Raw genomic sequence first — 24,722 nt, 5'->3', positions numbered from 1 at the left:
CTCAGTGCCCTCCCCCGCCGAGGACCGCGCGGATGTAGCCGGCCGGATCGACCAGTTGCTCGGCGGCCGCCGTGGCGTAGTCGAACAAGGGACCGGCGGCGAGACCGAACAGCACGGTGATCGCCCCCAGCCCCGCCATCACCGCGTAGGCCCGGCGCGGACCGGGCGGAACGCGCAGGCCGCCATCTCCCGCAGGGTGGGCCTTGAGGAAGGCCTCGTTCCAGATCTTGCTCATCGACAGCAGGGTCAGCAGCCCGGTGAGCAGCGCAACCGTGGCGGCCAGCCACATGCCGGCCTCCAGGCTCGCACGCACCAGCACGAACTTGGCCCAGAAACCGGACAAGGGCGGAATGCCCGCCAGTGACAGCGCCGGGATGGCGAACAGCAAGGCAAGCCACGGCGCCCGTGCATAAAGCCCGCCCATGGCGGCCAGCCGCTCCGAGCCGGTCATCCGCGCGGCCACGCCGCCGACGAAGAACAGGTTCGCCTTCACCACGATGTGGTGGATCACGTAGAACACCGCGCCGGCCAGCGCCAGCGGCGTGGCCAGCGCCAGGCCGAGCACCATGTAGCCGACCTGGCTGACGATGTGGAAGGACAGGATGCGCCGCACCTCGGTCTGCGCCGCCGCGCCCAGCACCCCCACCAGCATGGTCGCGCAGGCAATCCACAGCAGCACCTCGTGCGCCGGCCCGGCCTGCGGCCACACCAGCGTGACCAGGCGGATCAGCGCATAGACGCCGACCTTGGTCAGCAGCCCGGCGAACATCGCCGAGACCGGCGACCAGGCCACGTGGTAGGAGGCCGGCAGCCAGCCGAACACCGGGAACAGCGCGGCCTTGATCGAGAAGGCGAGCAGCATCAGCACCACGGCCACGCTGGCACCGGGCGGCAGGCCGCCGGCCGCCGCCTGCTGGGCCAGCCCTGCCATGTTGAGCGTGCCGGTGGCGCCATACAGCAGGCCGGCCGCCAGCAGGAACAGCAGCGTCGCCAGCAGGTTGAGGAACAGATACACCACCGTGCCCGACAGCCGCCGCGGGCCGCCGCCGAGCACGATCAGGGCGAAGGAGCCGATCAGCATCACCTCGAACCACACGTAGAGGTTGAACACGTCGCCGGTGATGAAGGCGCCGCACACCCCGGTGAGCAGGCCATGCACGAAACAGTGGAAATCCTTGCCGCCGGCCGGATCGCCATCCGAGCGCAGTCCGTACACCACGGTGGCCAGGCCGATCAGCCCGGCGATGGCCACCATCGCCGCCGCCAGGCGGTCGATCACCAGGGTGATGCCGTAGGGTGCCGCCCAGCCGCCCATCTGGCCGGCGAGGATCTCCCCGGAGGCGGCCAGCACCACGAGCTCCACGCCGACCAGGGTCAGCAGCACGGCGCCGGCCACGCTGACCGCCGCCGCCAGACGCTCATGACGCCGGCGCAGCAACAGGCAGGCGATCAGGGTCAGCAGGGGCAGGACGATGGGCGCGACCAGCAGGAACTTCATCGGCGCACCTCCTCACGTCCGCCGGCAGCGGCCACCGACGGCTCGTCCGGCAGATCGGGCGCAGGCGCTTCCGCGCGCGCGGTGATCCGGTCGGTTTCCGTGCTGCCGTGCTCCTCCCAGGTGCGCTTGAGCACCACCAGCGCAAAGGCGAACAGCGCAAAGCCGATGACGATGGCGGTCAGCACCAGCGCCTGCGGCAAGGGGTTGGCCGCCCCGGCGGGCACGCCTGCGGGCGTCACGAAGGCCGCCACCTCGCTGCCCAGGCGGCCGGCGGTCAGCACCGCCATGTTGATCGCGTTCCCCAGCACCACCACGCCCAGCACCACGCGCACCAGGTTGCGGTCCAGCAGCATCCAGGTGCCGATGGCCACCAGCACGCCCACGGTCAGCGCCGCAACGATCTCCATCTAGCCCTCCTCGCTTTCCAGCAGGCGGAACAGCAGATGCACCACTGCGCCGAACACCGTGAAGAACACCCCGACGTCGAACAGCAGCGGCGTGCCCAGCGGCAGGCCGCCGGGGAACATCCATGCGCCGGTCAGGTAGTCCGCCCCGGCCGCCAGCCCGATACCCCCCGCCCCCGCGGCCAGCACCAGGCCGAAGGCCGACACGCGCAAGGCGCCCACGCGCAGCAGGCGCCGTGCCGCCGGACTGCCGAGCAGGACCGCGATCAGCACTACCGCGCAGGCCGCCACCAAGGCGCCGATGAAGCCGCCGCCGGGCAGATTGTGACCACGCCACAGCAGGACCAGCGCAACCAGCACCAGCAGGCCGGCCAGCGGCTTGACGCCCTCGCGCAGCAGCGGGGAGTCGAACTCCGGCCGGCCGCCTCGTGCCAGCGCCCTGCGTCGCTCGCCGAGCAGGGCGCCGGCCGCCGCGCAGGCGAGCGCGACCACCAGGATCTCGCCCAGGGTGTCCAGCGCCCGGAAATCGACCAGCACCACGTTGACCACATTGGCACCATGGCCCTGCGGCAAGCTGGCAGCGAGCAGCCAGGACGCGATATCCCCCGGCAGCGGCTGACTGACCGCCGCGATCAGCGCCAGGCTCACTGCCACGCCGAACAGCGCGGCGACCAGGGCATGGAGGCGACGGATCACCGGCGCCCGCGATCCGACCACCCGCATCGGCGGCAGGCGCCGCAGCACCAGCCCGAGGAAAACCACGGTCAGCGTTTCCACCATGACCTGGGTAATCGCCACGTCGGGGGCGTTGGCGCCGAGGAAGAACAGCGCCACCCCCAGGCCGGACAGGCCGAGCGCGGCCACCAGCGCCAGCCGGCCGCGCATCACCGCCGCGCCGCCCGCGCCGAGCACCGCCAGCAGGCAGCCGGCAACCGCCACCGGCGACAGCGATGAAGCGTCCCATGCCACGCCGGATCGTCCCAGCGCGGGCACCGCAGCGGCCAGCAGCACGCCGCTGGCCACCAGCACCAGCAGCAGGATGTGCCGGCGCAGCGAGCCGTGCTGGAAGCTGCTCGCCATCGCCCCGGCAAACACGAACAGGCGCTTGAGCATGCGATCCCAGATGAGGTCGCCGCTGATCCGCCACAGCACGCGCAGGCGGTTGAGCCAGCGGCGCAAGCCGTAGCGATAGACGTAGCCGAGCACCCCGAGCGCAGTGGTCAGCGCGCTGGCCGCCAGCGCGGGCGTGATGCCGCCCCACAGGTGCAGGTCGACATCCACCGGCCCGCGCGATACCGCCTGCACCGCCGCATTGACCACCCAGGCCTCGGGCAGCTTGTTGAACACACCGAGGAAGAAACCACCCAAGGCCAGCACCATGGGCCCCAGCCACATCGGCAGCCCGACCTCGTGCGGCTCGCGTGGATAACGCCCGCGACGGCCAAGGAAGACGCGGATGAACACCACCCCGGCGGCGGTCAATAACAGGGCGTTGGTCGCGATCATCACCAAGATGGTCACCCACCCCAGCGGCCCGAACTCGATGAGCCCGGAATACTTGAACTCCTTGGCGATGAAACCGAAGAAAGGCGGCAGCCCGGCATTGGAGAAGGCCGCCAGCGCCACCGCCGCACCGGTGAGCGGCATGTAGCGGATCAGCCCGCCGAGGCGCGTGATCTGCCGCGTCCCGGTGGCGTGGTCCACCGCACCGGCCGCCATGAACAGGGCGCCCTTGTACAGCGAGTGGGCCAGCAGATAGACCGCGAAGGCCTGCAGCCCGTAAGACGTATTGGTGCCGATCAGCATGGTGAGCTGGCCGAGCACGGTAACCGTGGTGTAGGCCAGCAAGCGCTTCAGGTCGGTCTGGCGGATGGCCAGCACGGCGCCGAGCAGGGCGGTTGCCGCGCCGACCACCACCAGCACGTCGCCCCAGCCGTCCTCGCCGCCGAACACCGGGTTCAGGCGCGCGAGCAGATAGACACCGGCCTTCACCATGGTGGCCGAGTGCAGGTAGGCCGACACCGGCGTGGGCGCCACCATGGCATTGGGCAGCCACAGGTGGAAAGGCATCTGCGCCGACTTGGTGAAGCAGCCCAGCAGGATGAGCGCCACGATCGCCGTCCAGGCAGGATGGTCGGCCACGGCCTCCGCAGACAGCGCGGAGAACTGCCAGGCCTCGCCGGCAAGCCCCAGCAGCACCAGACCGGCAAGCAGCGCGAGCCCGCCGCCGCCGGTGATCAGCAGCGCCTGCAGGGCGGAGCGCCGCGCTTCGGCGCGTTCGTGCTGGAAGGCGATCAGCAGGTAGGAGGAGACGCTGGTCAGCTCCCAGAAGACGAACATCGCCACCAGGTCGTCGGCCAGCACGAGGCCGAGCATCGAGGCCATGAAGCCGAGCAGATAGGCGTAGAAACGGCCGAGGTGGTGGTGGTCGGAGAGGTAGGCGCCGGCATACAGCACGATCAGCGTGCCGATACCGCTGATCAGCAGGGCGAACAGCAGGGACAGGCCGTCCAGGCGGAAGCTGAGCGCGATGTCCAGCCCCGGGACCCAGGGCAGCGACTCGAGCATCTGGCCACCCGCGGCAATCGCCGGCACCTGCAGGACGAACCAGACGAAGGCCGCCAGCGGCGCCAGTGCGAGCAGAAAGCCCGCCCGCGTGTCGAGCACGCGCGACAGCACCGGCGCGAGCATCATCGCCAACACGATGCCCAGCACCGCATTCAGCACGACAGCCCTCCCCGGTCCGTCCGGTTACGCATGCAGCCTCCCTGAGCATGCCCGGCCCACAATGCGGGCATCCGGGCAGATTTCTTTGCAGTATGCACGGACAGACCGGCGCGCCACGGCGCCGGTTCCCGCAGCCGCGCCGCGGCCGTGCGGATGTGCACGCAAGAAGGCCCGCACGCGGCGGGCCTTCTGACTTGCTCAACTACCGGGGTGGATCAGCCGGCCAGGGCGGCCTTGATCTGCTCCAGGGTGGACGGATCGTCGATGGTGGTCAGGTCGCCCGGGTCGCGCCCTTCGGCCAGGGCCTGGATCGAGCGGCGCAGCATCTTGCCCGAACGGGTCTTGGGCAGGCCGGTGATGAAATGCACCCGGCTCGGACGGGCGATGGCGCCCAGCATGCTGTCCACCGTCTTCATCACCTCCTTCTCGAGCGCAGCGCGCTGCTCCGGCGTCTCGATGGTGGCAGCGTTCTTGACCACGGCGAAGGCCATCGGCATCTGGCCCTTGACCTCGTCGGCCACACCCACCACCGCCACTTCGGCGATCGCCGAGTGAGCCTGCACCGCTTCCTCGATCTCGCGGGTGCCCAGGCGGTGGCCGGCGACGTTGATCACGTCGTCCATGCGACCGAGGATGGTGTGATAGCCGTCCTCGTCCTTGATGCCCCAGTCGGAGGACGAATACACCACCGGGTCCTTGAACAGGCTGAAGTAGGTGGACACGAAGCGCTCGTCCTGACCCCACACGGTGGACAGGCAACCCGGCGGCAGCGGCGGCACGATGCCGACGATGCCCTTCTCGTTGGCGCCGCACTCGGTGCCGTCCTCGCGGAAGATGCGCAGGTCGTAGCCGTACACCGGGAAGGCGGGCGAGCCGAGCTTGATGCGCGAGTCTTCCACGCCGCGGCAGATCGCCAGCATCGGCCAGCCGGTCTCGGTCTGCCAGTAGTTGTCGATCACCGGGATGCCCAGCTCGTCCATGATCCACTTGTGGCTGGTTTCATCCAGGGGCTCACCGGCCAGGAACAGGTGCTTGAGCGAGGACAGGTCGTACTTCTTGAGGAAGGCCGGGTCCTGCTTCTTCAGCACGCGCACCGCGGTGGGCGCGGAGAACATGACGTTGACCTTGTGCTTCTCGACGATGCTCCACCAGATGCCGGCGTCCGGGCGCAGCGGCGTGCCTTCGTACATCACCGTGGCCATGCCGGCGACCAGCGGGCCGTAAACGATGTAGCTGTGGCCGACCACCCAACCGATGTCCGAGGTGGAGAACATGGTCTCGCCCTCGAAGCCGGTGAAGATGTGCTTCATCGACGCGGCCAGCGCCACGGTGTAGCCGCCGGTGTCGCGCTGCACGCCCTTGGGCTTGCCGGTGGTGCCGGAGGTGTACAGGATGTAGCTGGGCTCGGAGGACTCCAGCCAGGTCACCGGGACCTGGGCGTCCATGTGCTTGGCGCGCAGGGTGGCGTAATCGACGTCGCGCCCTTCGACCTTGGGGAAACCCTTGTCCAGGCCACGATCGACGATCAGCACCTTGGCGGGCGGGAATTCGGCCAGCTTGCAGGCCTCGTCCACCAGATGCTTGTAGGGCACCGGCTTGCCGTTGCGCATGCCGGCGTCCGAGCTGACCATCAGCACCGGCTTGGCGTCGTCGATGCGGGTGGCGAGCGAGCCGGCCGCGAAGCCGCCGAACACCACCGAGTGGATCGCGCCGATGCGCGCGCAGGCCAGCATGGCGAAGGCCGCTTCCGCGATCATCGGCATGTAGATCAGCACACGGTCGCCGCGCTTGACCCCGAGCTCCTGGTAGATCGCCGCCATGCGCTCGACTTCGCGCTGCAGCTCGGCGAAGGAGTAAACCTTCTCCTCGTTGGTCTCGGTGGAGATGTAGATCAGCGCCTTGTCGTCCGGGCGCTTGGCCGCGTGGCGGTCCACCGCGTTGTAGCACAGGTTGGTCTCACCGCCCTTGAACCACTTGACGAAGGGCGGGCGAGAGAAATCGCACACCTCGTCGGCGGGCTTGTTCCAGTGCACCAGTCCGGCCTGCTCGGCCCAAAAGGCGTCGCGATCTTCGATGGAACGGCGGTGAAAATCCTTGTAACTGCTCATGAGCATCCTCTCCCTTCAATTATCCCTACATGCTTGCGTTTCGCGGTGCGGGGCTGGGCGACCCTGCCCGCATCGTTCGCCTGGTCCGGCACATGGCCGCCAGATCTTTTTATATGGACGTCCGTCTCGGATCGTACGTCTCGGCTGCGGCATCGCCGGCATGCTGCCGGAGCGCATCAAGCGGGATGCCGCAGTGAAGTCGGGATTCTACCAATTCGAGCAAGGGAAGAATCGTGGCCAGCACGTCGGTCATGCGTTCGGCCACCTCGTCCGGCGCTCCGGCCTTGAGCTGGAACAGCGCGTGGTCGATGCTGACCGCCTGGCGGAAGACGCGCTCGACGAAATCACGCCCCACCTCGCCCTGGTCGGCAACCACCTTGTTGCCGCCCGCGGCGCGCCCCTGCTGGGCCCGCTGCACCGCGAGGCCGATGAGGTGGCTCACCGTCTGCATGCCATCGACCGAGGAACAGGCCACGCCGGCGGTCACGCTGATGCGGATGCGCTCCTCGCGGTAGGTCATCACCAGGCTCTCGATGGCCTTCTGCAGCCGCAAGGCGAAAGCGCAACAGCCCACCAGGTCGGTGCTGGGCGAGAGCACGGCGAACTGGTCGGGGGCCAGTTGCGCCACGGTATCTTCCTTGCGCACTTTGGTGGCGAGGATCTTCGACAGCTTGCGGGTGACGAGCTGGGCGATATGGTTGCCGTGCCATTCCACCAGCTGGTCGTAGTGATCGATCTCGACCACCATCGCGCTGATGTCGGTCTGCTTCTCGCGCGATTCGTTGCCGTGACGCTTGGCCAGCGCCATCTCCTGCTCGGCATGCCAGGCCAGGTAGGCGCCGGTGGCCAGCCCGGTGGTCGGGTCGACCGGGCTCTGCGCGGCCAGTGCGGCGCGGCTCTGTTCCAGCTCGCGGCTGGTCTGGGCCAGGCGGCTGAGCGACTCGATGCGCGCGAGCAGTTCGGTGGCACCGATGCCCTTGGTGATGAAGTCGTTGGCGCCCAGCTTGTAGGCCTTCTCGCGCGCCTCGCTGTCTTCCTCGCCGGAGATCACCACCACCGGCAGATCGTGCACACGGGACAGCTTGGAGCTGCGGATGCGCTCCAGCAGGCCGTAGCCGTCGAGCCGCGGCATGCCGATGTCGGTGATCACCAGCTGGATCTCCGGGTCGATTACCAGGGCCTCCCAGCCGGCTTCGCCGTCGGTTTCCTCGCGGACCTGGAAACGGTCGCGCAAGTGGCGGACGATGGACGCCCGCACCATGCGCGAATCGTCCACGATCAGAACCTTGGGGGGCGCTTCCTTGTCCTCGTCGCTCATCTGCTTGGCGGCTCCGGTCTGCGTGATCAGGCGGCGATGCGCACGACGGTACGCCCCTTGACCTCGCCCTTGATATAGGCCTCAAAAGCGGCCGGGAGTTCGTCCAGCGAAATCGTGCGGGTCACCTCGGCCAGGTGGCGCGGCTTCAGGTCGCCGGCCAGGCGGTCCCACACCTTCTGCCGGGTCGGGAAGCCCATGTAGCCGGAATCCACGCCCAGCAGGCTGACCCCGCGCAGGATGAAGGGGAACACCGTGGTGCTGATGTTGAAGCTCGCCGCGTTGCCGATGCTGGCCACGGTGCCGGCCTGCTGCATGTTGGCCAGCACCCAGTGCAGGATCTGCCCGCCCACGTTGTCCACCGCGCCCGCCCAGCGTGCGCTCTCCAGCGGGCGCACCTTGTCGAAGTCGATGGTCGAGCGCAGCAGGATCTCGGCGGCACCCAGGCCCTTGAGATAGTCGCTCTCCGCTTCCTTGCCGGTCAGCGCCACCACGTGGTAGCCGAGTTGCGCCAGCATGTCGATCGCCAGCCCGCCCACGCCGCCGGTCGCCCCGGTCACCACCACCGGACCGTTGGCCGGCGCCAGGCCGTTGTCTTCCATGCGCACGATGCCCAGCGCCGCGGTAAAGCCCGCGGTGCCCAGCGCCATGGCCTCGAACAGGTCCAGCCCGGCAGGCAGCGCCACCACCCAGCCGGCCGGGATGCGCGCATATTCGGCATAGCCGCCGTGATGCGACACGCCGATGTCGAAGCTGGTGGCGATCACCGCATCGCCCGGCTTGAAGCGCGCATCGCTGCTCTCCACCACCTCGCCGGAGAGGTCGATGCCGCCCACACAGGGGAAACGGCGGATGATCTTGCCCGCGCCGGTAGCCGCCAGCGCATCCTTGTAGTTGATGCTGGAATAGTGCACGCGGATCAGCACCTCGCCGGCGTCGAGCTGGTCGGCGGTGAGGGTCTTGAGGCCGCTGACCACCTTGCGCTGATCGTCCTGTTCGATCAGCAGGGCCTTGAAGGGTGCAATCACTGCGGGTCTCCTGTGCGTGGCGCGGAAATTCTGGACGATTATAGCCGGGGCTTCCCGTCGGCTGCGCACGCGCCGATAATCCGTTGCACTCAACACGCTCCGCCGGGGTCCGCACATGGTCCTGCTTGCCAAGCCACTCGAATCGGTCGACGCCTACGTCGAGTTCTTCACCTCGCAGCCCCTGCCGGTGCTCAAGCGCACGGTGCGCGAGCTCGATGCCCTGCGCGCCGACATGGACACGGTCAGCGGCAAGCGCCTCGCCGCCATCGTGCTCGGCGACCCGCTGATGACGATGAAGCTGCTCACCTACCTGCAGGCCCACCGGCGGCAGGCGCAGAACCACGACATCACCACCATCGACCGCGCCATCATGATGATGGGCCTGGAGCCCTTCTTCCGCGTGTTCAGCGACATGCCCACGCTGGAGGACGCGCTGGCCGCGCATCCCAGGGCGCTGATCGGCGTGCTCAAGGTGATCGGCCGCGCGCGCAAGGCTGCCCACTATGCGCGCGACTGGGCGGTGGTGCGTCACGACCTGGACGTGGACGAGATCACCGTCGCGGCCCTGCTGGTGGAAGCCAGCGAGATCGTCTGCTGGACCTTCGCCCCGGCGCTCACCGAGCGCGTCTACGCCATGCAGCGCGCCGACCGCAGCCTGCGCAGCGTGGTCGCGCAGCGCGAGGTGTTCGGCGTGACCGCCCAGGAAATCCAGCAATCGCTGATCCGCACCTGGCAGCTGCCCGCGCTGCTGGTCGCGCTGATGGACGCAGGCCAGGTGGACAACCCGCGGGTGCGCAACGTCCTGCTCGCCACCGACTTCGCCCGCCATGTCTCGCACGGCTGGGACGACGCCGCGCTGCCGGACGACCTGGCGGCCATCGAACAGCTCATCCACCTGAACCGCGAACCGCTGCTCCATCGCCTGGGCGCACCGGAGGAAGCGCTGGCGCGCTTCCTGCCGGCCGAGCCGGGCTAGCAGAACACCAGGTTGGTGAAGCCGATCAGCAGTTCCGGTTGCTGGTAGGCCAGGAAGAGCAGCGCCAGCACCGCGGCCAGCAGGACCGCGGCGAAGAGCAGCATCAGCATCCGCGCGGGTTTCATCCCCTCTCCTCCACTCAGGCCGCCTGCTGCCCGCCGCGCAGCAGCGCGCGCTCGCGCACCGGCAGGCACAGCAGCGCGGCCATCACCGACAGGCCGATGGCCAGCCACCACGCCTGCTCGTAGGAGCCGGTCATGTCGAAGATCCGCCCACCCAGCCAGGCGCCGAGAAAACCGCCGATCTGGTGGCCGAGGAAGACGATGCCGTACAGCATGCCGACGAACTTCAGGCCGAAGATCTGCGCCACCAGCCCGTTGGTGAGCGGCACCGTGCCCAGCCACAGCAGGCCCATGATGGCGGCGAAGGCGTACAGCACCAGCGGCCCGAGCGGCAGGAAGAGGATGCCCAGGATGGCCACCACGCGCAGCGCATAGATCCACGCCAGCAGCCACTTCTTGCTGTACAGACCGCCCAGCCAGCCGGACAGGAAGGAACCGGCGATGTTGAACAGGCCGATCAGCGCCACCGCGGTCATGCCCACGTTGGCCGACAGTCCGCCGTCCACCACGAAGGCCGGCAGGTGCAGCATGATGAAGGCGGTCTGGAAGCCGCACACGAAGAAGCTCCAGAACAGGAAGTGGAAGCTCGGCGTGCGGCCCGCCTCGACCAGGGCCTCGCCGAAGGTCTGGTTGCCGTGACTGCTACCGGCGGTGCCGGTGACCCCGCGCGCCAGCGGGATGATCAGCGCCACGCCGAAGGCCAGCCACAGCAGCGCCTCCTGCCAGCCCACGCCGACGATCAGCGCCTGCCCCACCGGCAGCACCGCGAACTGCCCGAAGCTGCCGCCGGCGCTGGCGATGCCCAGCCACAGGCTGCGCTTCTCCGGCGGCGCCATGCGTCCGACCACGCCCAGCACCACGCTGAAGGTGGTCCCCGCCAGCCCCATGCCGACCAGCAGGCCCGCGCCCATGTTGAGACCCAGCGCGGTGTCGGCATGGGCCATGATGGCCAACCCCAGCACGTACAGCAGCGCGCCGCCGGCCAGGGTGCGGCCGGCACCGAAACGGTCGGCAAAGGCCCCGGCAAAGGGCTGGAACAGGCCCCACATCAGGTTCTGCAGGGCGATGGCAAAGGAGAACATCTCGCGCGACCAGCCCTGGTCGGCGGTCATCGGCGGCAGGAACAGGCCGCCGGTGTGGCGCACGCCCATCGCCAGGGTGAGGATCAGCGCGCCGCAGGCCAGCACCACGGCAGGCCGGCGCAGCAGCGGAACGGAGGAATCGACTGGGGTCACGTTGCGGCTCGTTCGGGGGATCGTTGGTCTTATGCAAGCTGTTTGAGTATAAGATGCGGCCCGACGGAGGGGAGGATACAGTCATGAGCGTTTCGGCCGCCCTGCTGTGGGCTGCGCTGGCGGTGCTGCTGGTCTACGGCGTGCTGATCTACAACGGCCTGGTGCGGCTCAAGCACAACGTGGCGCGCGCCTGGTCGAACATCGACGTGCTGCTCAAGCAGCGCCACGACGAACTGCCCAAGCTGGTCGAGGTGTGCCGCCACTACAAGCAGTTCGAGCAGGACACCCTGCTGCGCGTCACCGAGGCGCGGGCCCGCGTCTCGCAGGCCCGCGAAGCCCATGACGTGCCCGCGCTGGGCGCCGCCGAGGCGCAGCTGCGCACTGGTCTGGGGCAGATATTCGCCGTGGTGGAGGCCTACCCGGAGCTGAAGGCCAACGAGCACTTCATGCAGCTCGCCAGCCGCATCACCGCGCTGGAGAACGCCATCGCCGACCGGCGCGAGTGGTACAACGAATCGGTCAATGTGCACAACATCCGCATCGAGCAATTCCCGGACATCCTCGTCGCCCGCCTGTTCGGCTATGCCGCCCAGCCGTTGCTGCGCTTTGCCGCCGCCGAGAAGGCCGACGTGGACATGAAGGCGCTGTTGGGCGCCTGAGCCGGCCCGCCTCCGCATGCTCGTCCGCCTGCGCCGCGACCTGGCCAACGCCGGCCTGCCGGCCCTGCAACTCGGCCTGGTCGGCCTCGCGCTGACGCTCGACCGGGGCGCCGGCACCGTGGCCGCCCTCGCCCTGCTGCTCGGCACCGGCCTCTACGGCTGGCTGCGCTCGGTGCGCCACGCCCGGCTGATCCTCGACACCCCCACCGCCCGCGTCGCCTCCGCCGCGCAGGGCTATACCGAACTGCGCGGCCGCGGCCGGCCGCTGGACGGTGCGCCGCTGCGCTCGCCGGCCAACGGCCTGCCGGTGCTGTGGTACCGGGTGGTCACCCGTGAGCGCGCGGCGGACGGCAAGTGGCGCCATGTCGCCACGGTGGAGAGCGATGCATCCTTCCTGCTCGACGACGGCAGCGGCGTCTGCGCGGTGGACCCGGAGGGCGCCGAGATGCTGGTGCGCCGGCGCGACGTGTTCAAGGTCGGCGACCGCCAGCACATCCAGTGGGCGCTGATCGACCGCGACCCGGTTTACGTGCTGGGCGAGTTCAGCACCCTGGGCAGCATCTCCCCCGATCTCGACAGCTCGCGTCAGGTCTCCGAACTGCTGGCGGAGTGGAAGCGCGACCATGCCGGCCTGCTCGCCCGCTTCGACCTGGACGGCAACGGCGAGATCGACCTCAAGGAATGGGAACTGGCCCGCGCCCAGGCGCGCCGGGAGGTGAGCCGCCAGCAGCGCGAACTGCTGGCCGCGGCCGAAGCCCACCTGATGCGCAAGCCCGAAGGCCGCCGCCTGTACCTGATCTCCGACCTCGACCCGGCGCGCATCGCGCGGCGCTACCGCTGGTGGGCGGTGTTCCATCTCGCGGTGTTCTTCGGCTCGGCGGCAGCCACCGCGTGGTTCGGCCTGCTTGGCGCGTTCCGCGCGTAGGAGCGGCCTTGGCCGCGATGCGGCGCTCGGGCGATGTATCAACTCGGCAATCGCGGCCAAGGCCGCTCCTACACGCGGGCCTTGTCAGCCGCCTGCGCGGGTCTCCAGCTCTTCCCAGCGCAGCATTGCCGCCTCCAGTTCCACTTCGATCGCCTCCAGCCGCGCCTTGCACTGGGCGACTTCCTGCGGCGCGTCCTGGTACAGCGCGGGGTCGGCCATGCGCGCGTGCAGCGCAGCCTGCTCGTCTTCCAGCGCGACGATGCGGTCCGGCAGGGCTTCGAGCTCGCGCTTCTCGTTGAAGCTCAGCTTGCTGCTGCGCGCCGCGGCGGGCTTCTCGGCCGGGGCGGCAGGCTTGGGTGCGGCGGCCGGCGCGCTCTTGGTTTCGCGCGCCGCGGATTCTGCCTGCGCCTGCTTCACGCGCTGCCAGTCGGCATAACCGCCGGCGTACTCGCCCCAGCCCCCGTCGCCCTCGGCGGCGATCACCTGGGTGACCACGTTGTCGAGGAAGGCACGGTCGTGGCTCACCAGGAAGAGCGTGCCGTCGTAGCCGGCGAGCAGCTCCTCGAGCAGGTCCAAGGTCTCGATGTCGAGGTCGTTGGTGGGTTCGTCCAGCACCAGCACGTTGGCCGGGCGGGCGAACAGGCGGGCGAGCAGCAGGCGGTTGCGCTCGCCGCCGGACAGCGACTTGACCGGCGAGCGCGCGCGCTGCGGGGCGAACAGGAAGTCGCCGAGATAGCCGATGACGTGCTTCTTCTCGCCGCCGATCTCGACGTAGTCGGAGCCCGGGCTGATCACCTCGGTGAGCGGCGCCTCGGGGTCGAGCTGCTCGCGCAGTTGGTCGAAATAGGCCACCTGCTGGCGGGTGCCGCGGCGCACCGTGCCTTCGTCCGGGGCGATCTCGCCGAGGATGAGCTTCAGCAGCGTGGTTTTGCCGGCGCCGTTGGGGCCGATCAGGCCGATGCGGTCGCCACGCATGATGCGGGTGGAGAAGTCGCGCACCACGGTGCGGCTGCCGTAGCGCTTGGTGACGTTGTGCAGCTCGGCCACCATCTGCCCGCTCTTCTCGCCGGTATCCACCGCGAGACTGACATTGCCCAGTCGATCCCGGCGCGCGGCGCGCTCGCGGCGCAGCGACTCCAATCGGCGCACCCGGCCTTCGTTGCGGGTGCGGCGCGCTTCCACGCCCTTGCGGATCCACACCTCTTCCTGCGCCAGCACCTTGTCGAAGCGCGCGTTGGCCTTCTCCTCGACTTCCAGTTCCTCGGCCTTGCGGCGCTGGTAGTCGGCGAAGCGGCCCGGGTAGCTGGCAAGACGGCCGCGGTCGAGTTCGGCGATGCGGGTGGCGACGTTGTCGAGGAAGACGCGGTCGTGGGTGATCACCACCACCGCGCCGCGGAACTCGCGGATCAGCCCTTCCAGCCACAGGATGCCATCGAGGTCGAGGTGGTTGGTCGGCTCGTCGAGCAGCAGCAGGTCGGGTTCGGAGACCAACGCGCGGGCGAGCGCCACGCGCTTGACGCCACCGCCCGAGAGGCTGGAGACCAGCACGTCGGCCGCCAGACCCAGGCGGGCGAGCATCTGCTCCACACGCTGGTTCAGCCGCCAGGCGTCGGCCGCTTCCACCGCGTGCTGCAGTTCGTCCAGGCGGGCGAGCGCCGCAGGGGTGGCCGACTCGGCCACCGCGTGCATCGCCGCGTGGTAGTCCACCAGCAGGCGGGCGGCGTCGCCCAGGCCGTCGGCGACGGTGGCGAACACCTCGCGCTCCAGCACGAAGTCCGGCTCCTGCGGCACGTAGGCCACCTTGAGGCCGTCCTGCCGCCACACCGTGCCGTCATCCAGCGCCGCCTGGCCCGCCAGCGCACGCAGCAGGCTGGACTTGCCCGAGCCGTTGCGGCCGATCAGCGCCACCCGTTCGCCGGCATCGAGCTGGAAGTCGGCATGGGCCAGCAGATCCACATGGCCGAAGGCCAGGCAGGCGTTCTCTACGGTCAGCAAGGGCATCGGTTTCGGCGCGTGTAACGGAAAGAGCGCGATTCTACCGGTCTGCTACCATCGTCGCCCGGATAGGTGATAATGCAGCGCAGCATCACCCCGCCCGCAACATCTGAAAATGCCTTTGAAACAAGACTTTGCAAGCATCCTGCAACAGTTCGGCGACCCCGCCCGCGACCAGATCGCAGCATGGGTGGCGCTGGTCGATCGCCTGCGTCCGCGCCGGGCGCACGACACCGCGCGTGCGCTGCAGAACCTGCAGGAGCTGGCAAAGCTGATCGACCACCGGCAGGACCTGCGCGCCCGCCTGCGCGACGCGCTGTTGGGCCTGGTGCGCGAACGCAAGCAGGTGTCCATGTACGTGGCCTCGGGCCTGCTGCCGTCCACCGGCTTCTTCTCCGAGACCGCGCGGCGCATCTCCGGCCGCCTGCTGCCGGAAGTGGTCGACACCGCCTACATGAAGGACCTGCTGAGCGTGGTCTTTCACCGCACGGACGACGAACTGTGGGTGCGGGCGATTCCCGATGAGGAATGGGTGGCCTTCCTCGACCGCCTGCTTGCCGCCGACGACCCCGCCGCCGCGCCGGTCGCGGCCGAGGTGGACGGCAAGGTACCGGACGCGCTGGAGGAGCTGATCGAGGGCCTGCGCATCCTGTCCTACCACGTCTCGGCCATCGGCCTGGACCCGGAGCTGGTGCGCATCGACCCGACGCTGGAGGAGCATGAATCGCCCTTCATCGCGCAGAACGAGGAAGTGCTCGCCTATCTCGCCCATTACCGTACGTGGTGGAGCGACCCGGCCATGCCGCTGGAAGACGAGCGCCACCTCACCGTGATGCTCGACCAGTGCGGCGAGGTGCTGCAGCGCGTGCGCCGCAGGGCCACCAAGATCGGCACCAGCCTCACCCTCACCTTCAAGCTCGAACGCCTGCGCCAGCACCTGGACCGCATGGCCCACCTGCTCGACCTGCTGCGCCGCCTGCACCAGGAACGCAGCGTGCACACGATTACGCCGCAGCTGGTGGCGCTGTTCAAGCAGCTGGTGCATGCCGAATGCCGCAAGAACAAGCTCTCCGACTACTGGGGGCAGAACGTCGAGCTGCTGTCGCTGCGCATGACCGAAAGCGCCAGCAAGACCGGCGAGCACTACATCACCACCAGTCGCAGCGAATACTTCGGCATGCTGGGCTCGGCCGCGGTGGGCGGCTTCATCATCGCCCTGATGGCCGCCTTCAAGCTGGTGCTGCACGACCAGGGCTTCGCCCCCCTCAACGAGGCGCTGACCTTCTGCCTCAACTACGGCCTCGGCTTCGTGCTGATCCATATCCTCGGCGGCACAGTGGCCACCAAGCAGCCGGCAATGACCGCCAACGCCATCGCCGCCTCCATCGGTGAAACCAAGGGCAAGTCGCGCAACCTGGAGAACCTCGCCGACCTCATCGCCCGCACGGTGCGCAGCCAGTTCGCGGCCATTCTCGGCAACGTCGGGCTCGCGGTGCCGGTGGCCATGCTGATCGCCCTGGGCATCCAGACACTGAGCGGCGAAGCCTTCGTCGACGCCACCAAGGCACTGACCCTGCTGGACGAGGTCGACCCGCGCGGCGGCGCGCTGTTCTTTGCCGCTGTCGCCGGCGTGTGCCTGTTCCTCTCCGGCCTGATCGCCGGCTACTACGACAATCTCTCCGCCTACAACCGCGTGCCGCAGCGCCTGCGCCAGCTGCGCTGGGCGCGCCGCCTGCTGGGCGAAGCCCGCCTCGCGCGGGTGGCGGGCTACGTGGAGAACAACCTCGGCGCGCTGGCCGGCAACTTCTTCTTCGGCTTCCTGCTCGGTGGGGCCGCCGCGCTGGGCATGCTGTTCGGCCTGCCGCTGGACATCCGCCACATCGCCTTCTCCTCGGCCTATGTGGGCTATGCCGCAACCGGGCTGGACTTCGCCATGAGCTGGCAGATGGTGGCGCTGGCCGCAGGCGGGGTAGCCGGCATCGGCCTGGTGAACCTGGCGGTCAGCTTCTCGCTGACCCTCTACGTGGCCATGCGCGCGCGGCGCATCACCTTTGCCAACGCTCGCGTGCTGGTACGCCTGGTGCTCACCCGGCTGCTCACGCGCCCGCAGGATTTCATCCTGCCGCCGCTCAAGGAAGCCCCCACGGAACCGGCTCCTCCTCCGCCCACCGAAGTGGCGTCCGTGCTGCAGCCGCGCGCTGCGCAGACCGAGGCGCGGAACGACGGCACGCTTGGTCCGGACGCCCCGAACCGCTAGAATGCCGGCCTCTCCTCGTAGTTCAATGGATAGAACGGCCGCCTCCTAAGCGGCAGATGCAGGTTCGATTCCTGCCGAGGGGACCACGAAAAGAAAACCGCACGGCCCGCGCCCTGCGGTTTTTTTGTCGCCCTGCCGCATGACTTGCCGGCGCGGCTCAGCGCAGACCCTGCAGCATCGCGCGCAGGTAGGTCACAGGAATCGCATAGCTGATCCCCGAAGGGTCGCTGAGCACGCTTTCCTTGGTGCGCTTGACGAACACCATGTTGATGACACCGATGATCTGTCCGCTTCCCGGGTCGAACACCGGGCTGCCGCTGTTGCCCGGATACGCGGTGGCGTCGAGTTGATAGATCTCGAAGCGTTCGCCGGACAGGCGGCGGATCAGCGCGGGATTGAGGTCGCGCGCGTTGGCCTGGGGGATGCCGATCGGGGTGATGGCCGAGACGATCCCGCGGTGGGTGACCGGCGACAGGCCCAGCGCGTTGCCGATGGGAAAGCCGGTGAACGCTATGCTCTGGCCTTCGCGCACGCCATCGTTCGGCGCCAGTTCGAGCGCGGGCAGCGCGGCGCCCTCGATCCGCAGCACCGCCAGGTCATGCTCCTTGTCGGAGGCCACCCGCTCGGCGCGCCGCACCACGCCGGTCTGCCCGCTCGCCATGGCGATGGCGACCACCTCCATGCGCTCGCTGTCTAGCACCTCGGGGACGACGTGTGCATTGGTGGCGATCAGCCGACCGTCGCCTACCGCGAAGCCGGTGCCGAGGAAGCGGAAGGCGGGATTGCGGTTGGGCATGTAGGTGCCGACGGCGACCACCGAGGGGCGGATGCGCGGCACCGCCTCCACCAGTTCGGCGCACAGCGACGGCGCGGCGAGCACCGTGCCGAGCGCCAGGCTGCCATGAAGCACGGCGCGGCGCCGCAGGGAAAACGGGACGGTCATGGAGCGAGATCCTCCTGGCGGGCCACCGGCGCCACGGCGACGGCGGGACTGGGGGCGACGAGTTCCTCGTCGTAAGGATGCGCGCGCTGCTGGGCAAAGCCGAGCACGCGGTCGACATACTGGCGCGTTTCGCGATAGGGCGGTACGCCGCCATGGCGGTCCACCGCGCCTTCGCCGGCGTTGTAGGCAGCCACCGCCAGACGGACGTCGCCGCGGAAGTAGGCGAGCAGCCAGCGCAGGTAGCGCAGCCCGCCGCGGATGTTCTGTTCCGGGTCCCAGGGCTGGCGCACCGCGAAACGCTCGGCGGTGGCGGGGATGAGCTGCATCACGCCCATGGCGTTCTTCGGCGAGCGCGCCAGCGGATCGAGCGCGGACTCGGCCAGCGCCACCGCCAGTGCCAGGCGCGGGCTGACGCCGTACTCCGGCGCCAGCGCGGTGACCAGTTCGGCAACCGGCCGGCGCCGGGCGTCGAGCGTGGCCAGGAAGCGGCCCGGGTCCCACAGGTCGGCGTACTGCAGGTGGCGCGGCGGTTGCAGGCAGTCCGGCACCTCGCCGAGATAGTCGCCGGTGTAGCGGCTCATGCGCCCGGCGTGCTCGTGCCCCAGGTAGGCCGCCATGGCGAACAGCGTCGCCGCATAGGCATCGTTGCGCGGCAGGCCGCGCCCGTTGGCGTACATCCAGCCCAGCGCGTACATGCCTTCGGCGTCGCCCAGGCGGGCGGCCTCGCAGTACATCGCCGCGGCACGCGCGGGATCGCGGACGACACCCTCGCCATGTTCGTAGGCCACCGCACGGCTGCTCAGGTAGCGGGCATGGGCGGCAAAGGCCTCGGTGAGTGCATCGGCATGGGCATTGGTGCAGAGCGCGGCCGCGGCGCACAGCACGAACAGCAGGCTGCGGGTCCGATGCAGGCACACCGGCTGGTTCCGGTCCATGGCCCCTCCCTGGCCGCTCCGCGCCCCCGGGGCGCGGTTCGGCATTCGCGGTATTGGTTTACTGCGTTCTAGCAGCCACGCTCACAGCCGCCAAACCCGGGCGCCGCCGGCCACCAGGTCGAGCGGATCGAAGGCCGACTTGACGTCGGCAAACACGCCGCCGCCGGCGAGCTTCTCCAGCAGGGCGGGCACGCCCATCGCCCCGTAGGCCGAGTGCCCCACAGCCGCGACGATGGCCTGCGCCACCGGCAGGGCGTCCCAGTCGACGAGCTTGACGCCGTATTCATGCACCGCCTCTTCCGGCGCGGCGACGGGGTCGTGGACATGCACCCGGCAGCCGTAGCTCTGCAATTCGCGGATCACGTCGATGACCTTGCTGTTGCGCAGGTCCGGGCAGTTCTCCTTGAAGGTGAGGCCGAGCACGATGACGTCCGCGCCGTTCACCGCGCAGCCGGCGGCGATCATCTGCTTGACGGTCTGTTCGGCCACGTACTTGCCCATGCCGTCGTTGATCCGTCGCCCGGAGAGGATGACCTGCGGGTGGTGGCCGAGCATCTCCGCCTTGTGCGTGAGGTAGTACGGATCCACGCCGATGCAGTGCCCGCCCACCAGACCGGGGCGGAAAGGCAGGAAGTTCCACTTGGTGCCGGCGGCCTTGAGCACGTCCAGGGTGTCGATGCCGATCTTGTGGAAGATGATCGCCAGTTCGTTCATCAGCGCGATGTTGAGGTCGCGCTGGGTGTTCTCGATCACCTTGGCCGCTTCGGCCACCTTGATGGAGCTGGCCGGATGCACGCCGGCGGCGATGATGGAGCCATACACCGCGCTCACCCGGTCCAGGGTCTCGGGGGTGTCGCCCGACACCACCTTGACGATGCGGGTCAGCGTGCGCTCGCGGTCACCGGGATTGATGCGCTCGGGCGAATAGCCGACGAAGAAGTCCTGCTTCCATTTCAGCCCGGATTCGCGCTCGAGGATGGGAATGCAGACCTCCTCGGTGGCGCCCGGATAGACGGTGGACTCGAACACCACGGTGGCGCCGCGCCGCAGGTTGCGGCCGACCACTTCGGAGGCGCCGACCAGCGGGCTGAAGTCGGGGTTGTGGGCGACGTCGACCGGCGTGGGCACCGCCACCACGACGAAATCCGCCTCGCGGATCACCATCGGGTCGGTGTGGCAGCTCAGTCCGGTGGCCGCGCGCAGGTCCTCGCCGGAGACCTCGCCGGTCGGGTCGACGAACTGGCGGTAGCTGGCCACCTTGGCCTCGGACAGGTCGAAGCCCAGGGTGCGGTATTTCTTGCCGAACTCCACGGCCAGCGGCAAACCGACATAGCCCAGGCCGATGACTGCGATGGTGGTCGTCATGTGACGCTTCCTCGATAGATGTTTGGGGTGCCGTGCGCGCGCCGCGAACCGCCGCGCTAGAGTGCCGCACGCAGCTCGGTGGCTTCGCGGTGCACCGGCGTACCGGCGGGCACCTTGCCCAGCAGGATGTCGAGCTGCTCGCGGGCGTCGGCCTTGCGCTCCAGCTTGAGGTAGGCGCGCGCCAGGTTCAGCCGCAGCGGGCCGAGATCCGGCGCCAGTTCGACCGCGCGCCGGAGGTTCTTCAAGCCTTTCTCGCTGTCCCCGCCGGCGATCTGCAGTGTGCCGAGGGTGTCGAGGATGGCCGGATGATCCGGCGCCAGCGCCAGCGCACGCTCGGCACGGGCGAGCGCGCCCGGTTCCTTGAGCTCGCCCTCGACCCAGGCGAGGTTGTTCAGCACCATCGCGTCATCCGGGTTGACCGCCAGCGCCTCCTCGTACAGCCGGCGCGCGTCCTGCAGGCGGTTCTGCGCAATGGCGCGCTGGGCGACCAGGGTGCGCATCATGGTGTCGCGCGGCTGGGCACGGATCCAGTCAGCCGCCATGCGGTCGGCCTCGTCCGCGCGCCCGGCGCGCAGCAGCGCACCGTAGAGCCGCACCTGGACCTCGGCATTGGGCGTTACCGCCGCGGCGCGCTGGAAGGCGGCGACCGCGGCGGCCCAGTTTTCGCGACGGGCCTGGATGTCGCCTTCGGCGGCAAAGCCGGCCTGCGCCAGCGCGGGCTTGCCCTGCATCTCGCGCGCCAGTGCCAGCGCATCGTCCAGCCGCTGCTGCTCGACCAGCAGCGCCTGCAGGCGCTCGTGAGCAAGTCCGTTCGCCGGCTGCAGGCCGATGGCGCGGCGCAGGCTCTGCTCGGCGCCGGACAGGTCCTTGGCGGCGGCCTGCGCGGCTGCCAGGTCGATCAGGGGCACCGGCGAGCGCGGCAACAGCGCAGCCAGCCGGCCGAAGGTGGAGATCGCCTGCTGGTGTTCGCCAGCCGCAAGCTGGGCGCTGCCCAGGGCACCGAGCGCGCCCGGATCGGCGGAATGCGCAGCGGCCGCCTCCTGCGCGAGCGACAGTGCAGGACGTGCCTCGCCCTGGCGCAGCAGGTGGCGCACCAGCGCGAGCTTGGGGCCGAGCGCGCCCGGCGCCGCGGTGACGGCCCGGTCGAGCAAGGCGCGCACTTCGCCCGCCGGCGCACCGGAAGCGCTCTTGAACTCGGCAAAGGCCAGCGTTGCGTCCACATGGCCCGGATTGGTGGCCAGGAAGCTTTCGAAACGGCCGAGCGCGGCCTCCGGCTTGCCATCCCCGACGTCGATGCGCACGAGGTTCACCAGGGCGGACAGCATGTCCGGCCGCAGCTTGAGCGCCGTCTCGAAGGACTCGCGCGCTGCGGCGATGTCGCGCCGCGCCATGTGCACGCCGCCCTTGAGGTTGTGCGCTTCGGCGTTGCCGGGGTGACGTTCCAGCATCTTGTCGGCCGCGGCCAGCGCCTTGTCGTAGTTCCGTCCGCGCAGGTGGGCCAGCACCAGCGCGGCGTCGGCCTGGATGCCGGTGCCGTCCAGGTTGGTCGCCGCCTCGAGGTCGGCCAGACCCTGGGCGGAATCCCCCCCGACCATCCGCGCCATGCCCAAGCGCATGCGCGCACCGGCGCTGTCGGGCGCCTGGGAGGAGGCGCGGGAGAAATAGTCGGCGGCCGCTTCGAACTCGCCGTTGGCGAGCAGCGCCTGGCCGATCACCATCAGGCTGCGGGCGTCCTGCGGTTCGGCGTCGATCAGCGGCTTGAGGGTTTCCAGCGCACGCGCCGCCTGGGCGCTCTGCAGCAGCGACATGGCGAGCAGCTGGCGGGCCTGCAGGTGGCGCGGCACCCGTTCGAGCACCTTGTTGAGGCTGAGCTGGGCCTGCGCGTGATCGCCCAGGCGGTACATCACGCTGCCGGCGAGCATGTGTGCGGGAAGGAAGTCCGGGGCGCCGCGCAGGGCCAGGCGGACGGCATCGCGCGCCTCCGCGTCGCGGCCCTCGCGATGGGCGATCAGCGCCGTCAGGTAGTGCGTGGCCGGCGCGTCGGGCGCGATGCGGCGCATCTCCTCGATCTGCGCCTTCGCCTCCTCGGCCTTGTTCTGCCGCAGCAGCAGGGTGACGAGGTCGTAGCGATAGCTTGCCGAGTCCGGCTGGCTGCGCACCGCGGCGGTGAGCGCCTCGACCGCGCGGTCGGCTTGGTCGCGTGCGAGCATGATCTGCGCCTGCAGCACGTAGGCCTCGGCCTTGTTCGGGTGCTTCTCCAGCACCGGGGCCAGCTCGCGCTCGGCGCCGTCCAGGTCGTTGGCGAAGAACTTGACGCGCGCCAGCCCCAGGCGGGCGTCGAGATCGTCGGGCGCGGCGGCGGTGGCCGACTCGAAGGTCTGCCGGGCGCGGTCGAGCTGCGCCTTGGCCAGATAGGCGGTGCCGAGCGCCGCAGACACGCGTCCCTGGGCCGCCGGGTCGGCGAGCCGCAGCTCGGCATACTTCTGGATCACCCGGTCGAACTCGGCCGAGCGCACCAGCGCATCGGCCAGCAGCGGGGCGACGCGCTCCGACGGCACGCCCAGTTCCTCGGCGCGCTGCAGCTCCTTCACCGCGGCCGGGACGTCGTCCTGTCGCAGATAGACCTCGCCGAGCAGGAAGCGCGCCTCGGCCAGCGAGCCGTTCTGCTGCAGGGCGTTCTTGAGCTGGATGCTCGCGGCCTGGAGGTCGTCCTTGGCCAGGTACTCGCGCGCCGAGTCCAGCATCTGCTCCGGCGAATCGCTGCAGCCCGCCAGCAAGGCGCCGCTGAGCAGCACCATCATCAGGGCGGCGACGGGGCGACGGCGCCCGCCGGCGGGTGCGCGGGAATGTGTCTGGGCATGGATCACGGTCAGGACTCCTTCTTGAGACCGAAGCGATTCATCAGGTCGTACAGCGACGGGCGGCTGATGCCGAGGATTTCGGCGGCACGGGCGATATTGCCGTTGGTGCGGGCAAGCACCCGCAGCACGGCCTGGCGCTCGGCCTCGTCGCGCACCCTGCGCAGGTTGAAGAACTCGGCGTCCGGCTCGACCGCTTCCAGCCCCAGGTCGTCGGCGGTGATGCGGTTGCCGTCGGCCATGATCACCGCCCGCTTGAGGCAGTTCTCCAGTTCGCGGACGTTGCCCGGCCAGCCGTGCCCGGCGATCGCGTCCAGCGCGTCGTCGGTGAGTTGCATGCTGCCGCGGCGGTTCTCGCCGGCGTAGCGCTGCACGAAGGCGTGGGCCAGCAGCGCGGCGTCGCCCTCGCGGGCGCGCAGCGGCGGAATGTCGATGACGATCTCGGCCAGGCGGTAGTAGAGGTCCTCGCGGAACAGGCCTTCGGCGATGCGCGCCTTCAGGTCGCGGTGGGTGGCGCACACCACCCGCACCTCCACCGGAATGCCGTCGCGCCCGCCGATGCGCTCGATCACGCGCTCCTGCAGGAAGCGCAGCAGCTTGGCCTGCAGCGACATCGGCAGATCGCCGATCTCGTCGAGGAACAGCGTGCCCTTGTGGGCCAGCTCGATCTTGCCCAGGGTCTGCTTGACCGCGCCGGTAAACGCGCCCTTCTCGTAGCCGAACAGCTCGCTTTCGAGCAGGTTCTCGGGAATGGCCGCGCAGTTGATCGCCACGAAGCGGCCCGAGGACTGCGGCGACAGCGCGTGCAAGCCGCGGGCGAGCACCTCCTTGCCGGTGCCGCTCTCGCCGAGCAGCGCCACGGTGACGTTGGCGGGCGCCACCTTCTCTATGGTGCGGCACACCTTGAGCATGGCCGGATCGCGGGTCAGCAGGCCGTCCAGGGCGCTGCCGCGCGCGGCCTGCAGGCGCTGGTTCTCGGCCTGCAGGTCGTGCAGGCGGAAGGCGCGCTCTATGGTCAGCGACAGCAGCTCGGGCTCGAAGGGCTTGGCGAAGAAATCGTAAGCGCCCATGCCCACGGCGCGCACCGCGTTCTCGCGGTCGTGCTGGCCGGTGAGCACGATCACCTTGGTGTCGGGTGCGAGGTCCAGCATCTCGCCCAGCAGGCGGAAGCCCTCGCCCACGTCGTCCGGCTCGGGCGGCAAGCCCAGGTCCATGGTGACCACCGCCGGCTCGTGGCGACGCAACTGGGCGATGGCGCTTTCGCGGTCGTCGGCGACCACGGTGTCGAAGGCGTCGAAGGCCCAGCGCATCTGCTTCTGCAGCGCGGGGTCGTCCTCGACGATCAGCAGGGTACGGCGCTTGTCGGACATGG

The 24,722-nt window shown here is 69.5% G+C and carries 18 protein-coding genes and 1 tRNA gene; 5 read left to right on the top strand and 14 right to left on the bottom strand.

Annotated elements, in window-relative coordinates; genetic code table 11:
- Position 1: 1 nt before the first annotated feature.
- The 6 genes from IAI53_RS03605 to IAI53_RS03580 form a co-directional block, all read right to left on the bottom strand.
- On the bottom strand, positions 2-1,498 hold the full coding sequence (locus tag IAI53_RS03605) for a proton-conducting transporter transmembrane domain-containing protein (RefSeq protein WP_187716768.1): 1,497 nt from the start codon (positions 1,496-1,498) through the stop codon (positions 2-4).
- Complete coding sequence (locus IAI53_RS03600) at positions 1,495-1,905, bottom strand: sodium:proton antiporter (protein WP_187716767.1); 411 nt, start codon at positions 1,903-1,905, stop codon at positions 1,495-1,497. Before IAI53_RS03600 ends, IAI53_RS03605 begins: the two co-directional genes overlap by 4 nt.
- On the bottom strand, positions 1,906-4,629 hold the full coding sequence (gene mbhE, locus IAI53_RS03595; protein ID WP_349771886.1) for a hydrogen gas-evolving membrane-bound hydrogenase subunit E: 2,724 nt from the start codon (positions 4,627-4,629) through the stop codon (positions 1,906-1,908).
- A gap of 215 nt (positions 4,630-4,844) precedes the next feature.
- Positions 4,845-6,737 carry a propionate--CoA ligase gene (locus tag IAI53_RS03590; RefSeq protein WP_187716766.1) on the bottom strand — a complete coding sequence of 631 codons (1,893 nt, stop codon included), beginning with the start codon at positions 6,735-6,737 and terminating at the stop codon, positions 4,845-4,847.
- Positions 6,738-6,846: 109 nt separating this feature from the next.
- Positions 6,847-8,055, bottom strand: a complete 1,209-nt coding sequence (locus tag IAI53_RS03585; RefSeq protein WP_187716765.1) for a response regulator — start codon at positions 8,053-8,055, stop codon at positions 6,847-6,849.
- Positions 8,056-8,081: 26 nt separating this feature from the next.
- The gene (locus tag IAI53_RS03580; RefSeq protein WP_187717942.1) at positions 8,082-9,077 is read right to left on the bottom strand and encodes an oxidoreductase; all 996 of its coding nucleotides are present in this window, start codon (positions 9,075-9,077) and stop codon (positions 8,082-8,084) included.
- Positions 9,078-9,195: 118 nt separating this feature from the next.
- Here IAI53_RS03580 and IAI53_RS03575 point away from each other — a divergent pair, with 118 nt between their 5' ends.
- Positions 9,196-10,056 (top strand): HDOD domain-containing protein, encoded by an 861-nt coding sequence (locus tag IAI53_RS03575; RefSeq protein WP_187716764.1) that lies wholly within the window; start codon positions 9,196-9,198, stop codon positions 10,054-10,056.
- Here the strand turns inward: IAI53_RS03575 and IAI53_RS18565 are convergent.
- Positions 10,053-10,181, bottom strand: coding sequence for a hypothetical protein (locus IAI53_RS18565; RefSeq protein WP_262407727.1), 129 nt, complete (start codon positions 10,179-10,181; stop codon positions 10,053-10,055). The genes IAI53_RS03575 and IAI53_RS18565 overlap by 4 nt on opposite strands.
- Positions 10,182-10,195: 14 nt before the next feature.
- Positions 10,196-11,413: an MFS transporter gene (locus tag IAI53_RS03570; protein WP_432813909.1), complete on the bottom strand. Its 1,218-nt coding sequence runs from the start codon at positions 11,411-11,413 to the stop codon at positions 10,196-10,198.
- Between the two features lie 83 nt (positions 11,414-11,496).
- Between IAI53_RS03570 and IAI53_RS03565 the strand changes: the two genes are divergently transcribed.
- Both IAI53_RS03565 and IAI53_RS03560 read left to right on the top strand, forming a co-directional pair.
- Positions 11,497-12,072 (top strand): LemA family protein, encoded by a 576-nt coding sequence (locus tag IAI53_RS03565; RefSeq protein WP_187716763.1) that lies wholly within the window; start codon positions 11,497-11,499, stop codon positions 12,070-12,072.
- A 16-nt stretch (positions 12,073-12,088) separates the two neighbouring features.
- Complete coding sequence (locus IAI53_RS03560; protein ID WP_187716762.1) at positions 12,089-12,997, top strand: hypothetical protein; 909 nt, start codon at positions 12,089-12,091, stop codon at positions 12,995-12,997.
- 84 nt (positions 12,998-13,081) lie between these two features.
- Here the strand turns inward: IAI53_RS03560 and IAI53_RS03555 are convergent, their stop codons facing one another.
- Positions 13,082-14,998, bottom strand: coding sequence for an ATP-binding cassette domain-containing protein (locus IAI53_RS03555; protein WP_187716761.1), 1,917 nt, complete (start codon positions 14,996-14,998; stop codon positions 13,082-13,084).
- A gap of 109 nt (positions 14,999-15,107) precedes the next feature.
- On the opposite strand from IAI53_RS03555, the gene IAI53_RS03550 reads away from it, so the two are divergent.
- Together IAI53_RS03550 and IAI53_RS03545 are read left to right on the top strand one after the other, a co-directional pair.
- Complete coding sequence (locus IAI53_RS03550; protein ID WP_187716760.1) at positions 15,108-17,249, top strand: site-specific recombinase; 2,142 nt, start codon at positions 15,108-15,110, stop codon at positions 17,247-17,249.
- Positions 17,250-17,260: 11 nt separating this feature from the next.
- Positions 17,261-17,335, top strand: a tRNA-Arg gene (locus tag IAI53_RS03545).
- Positions 17,336-17,406: 71 nt separating this feature from the next.
- Here IAI53_RS03545 and IAI53_RS03540 read toward each other — a convergent pair.
- The 5 genes from IAI53_RS03540 to prsR all read right to left on the bottom strand — a co-directional run bounded on the left by IAI53_RS03540 (position 17,407) and on the right by prsR (position 24,720).
- Positions 17,407-18,192 (bottom strand): S1C family serine protease, encoded by a 786-nt coding sequence (locus IAI53_RS03540; RefSeq protein ID WP_187716759.1) that lies wholly within the window; start codon positions 18,190-18,192, stop codon positions 17,407-17,409.
- Positions 18,189-19,127, bottom strand: coding sequence for a lytic transglycosylase domain-containing protein (locus IAI53_RS03535; RefSeq protein WP_187716758.1), 939 nt, complete (start codon positions 19,125-19,127; stop codon positions 18,189-18,191). The genes IAI53_RS03540 and IAI53_RS03535 overlap by 4 nt, the downstream gene beginning before the upstream one ends.
- Positions 19,128-19,208: 81 nt before the next feature.
- Positions 19,209-20,492 carry a nucleotide sugar dehydrogenase gene (locus tag IAI53_RS03530; protein WP_187716757.1) on the bottom strand — a complete coding sequence of 428 codons (1,284 nt, stop codon included), beginning with the start codon at positions 20,490-20,492 and terminating at the stop codon, positions 19,209-19,211.
- 56 nt (positions 20,493-20,548) lie between these two features.
- Complete coding sequence (prsT, locus tag IAI53_RS03525) at positions 20,549-23,359, bottom strand: XrtA/PEP-CTERM system TPR-repeat protein PrsT (protein WP_187716756.1); 2,811 nt, start codon at positions 23,357-23,359, stop codon at positions 20,549-20,551.
- Positions 23,360-23,361: 2 nt separating this feature from the next.
- Positions 23,362-24,720: a PEP-CTERM-box response regulator transcription factor gene (gene prsR, locus IAI53_RS03520; protein ID WP_187716755.1), complete on the bottom strand. Its 1,359-nt coding sequence runs from the start codon at positions 24,718-24,720 to the stop codon at positions 23,362-23,364.
- Between the last annotated feature and the right edge of the window lie 2 nt (positions 24,721-24,722).

This window comes from Thauera sedimentorum, assembly GCF_014489115.1.
In the GTDB taxonomy this organism is placed as follows: Bacteria; Pseudomonadota; Gammaproteobacteria; order Burkholderiales; family Rhodocyclaceae; genus Pseudothauera; species Pseudothauera sedimentorum.
This window is presented reverse-complemented; position numbering and strand designations above follow the sequence as displayed.

Coding starts and splice junctions, on each gene's coding strand:
- IAI53_RS03590 (WP_187716766.1), bottom strand. CDS start 6,737: ATGAGCAGTTACAAGGATTTTCACCGCCGTTCCATCGAAGATCGCGAC.
- IAI53_RS03600 (WP_187716767.1), bottom strand. CDS start 1,905: ATGGAGATCGTTGCGGCGCTGACCGTGGGCGTGCTGGTGGCCATCGGC.
- IAI53_RS03530 (WP_187716757.1), bottom strand. CDS start 20,492: ATGACGACCACCATCGCAGTCATCGGCCTGGGCTATGTCGGTTTGCCG.
- IAI53_RS03555 (WP_187716761.1), bottom strand. CDS start 14,998: ATGCCCTTGCTGACCGTAGAGAACGCCTGCCTGGCCTTCGGCCATGTG.
- IAI53_RS03585 (WP_187716765.1), bottom strand. CDS start 8,055: ATGAGCGACGAGGACAAGGAAGCGCCCCCCAAGGTTCTGATCGTGGAC.
- IAI53_RS03605 (WP_187716768.1), bottom strand. CDS start 1,498: ATGAAGTTCCTGCTGGTCGCGCCCATCGTCCTGCCCCTGCTGACCCTG.
- IAI53_RS03560 (WP_187716762.1), top strand. CDS start 12,089: ATGCTCGTCCGCCTGCGCCGCGACCTGGCCAACGCCGGCCTGCCGGCC.
- IAI53_RS03540 (WP_187716759.1), bottom strand. CDS start 18,192: ATGACCGTCCCGTTTTCCCTGCGGCGCCGCGCCGTGCTTCATGGCAGC.
- IAI53_RS03535 (WP_187716758.1), bottom strand. CDS start 19,127: ATGGACCGGAACCAGCCGGTGTGCCTGCATCGGACCCGCAGCCTGCTG.
- prsR (WP_187716755.1), bottom strand. CDS start 24,720: ATGTCCGACAAGCGCCGTACCCTGCTGATCGTCGAGGACGACCCCGCG.
- IAI53_RS18565 (WP_262407727.1), bottom strand. CDS start 10,181: ATGAAACCCGCGCGGATGCTGATGCTGCTCTTCGCCGCGGTCCTGCTG.
- IAI53_RS03565 (WP_187716763.1), top strand. CDS start 11,497: ATGAGCGTTTCGGCCGCCCTGCTGTGGGCTGCGCTGGCGGTGCTGCTG.
- IAI53_RS03575 (WP_187716764.1), top strand. CDS start 9,196: ATGGTCCTGCTTGCCAAGCCACTCGAATCGGTCGACGCCTACGTCGAG.
- IAI53_RS03550 (WP_187716760.1), top strand. CDS start 15,108: ATGCCTTTGAAACAAGACTTTGCAAGCATCCTGCAACAGTTCGGCGAC.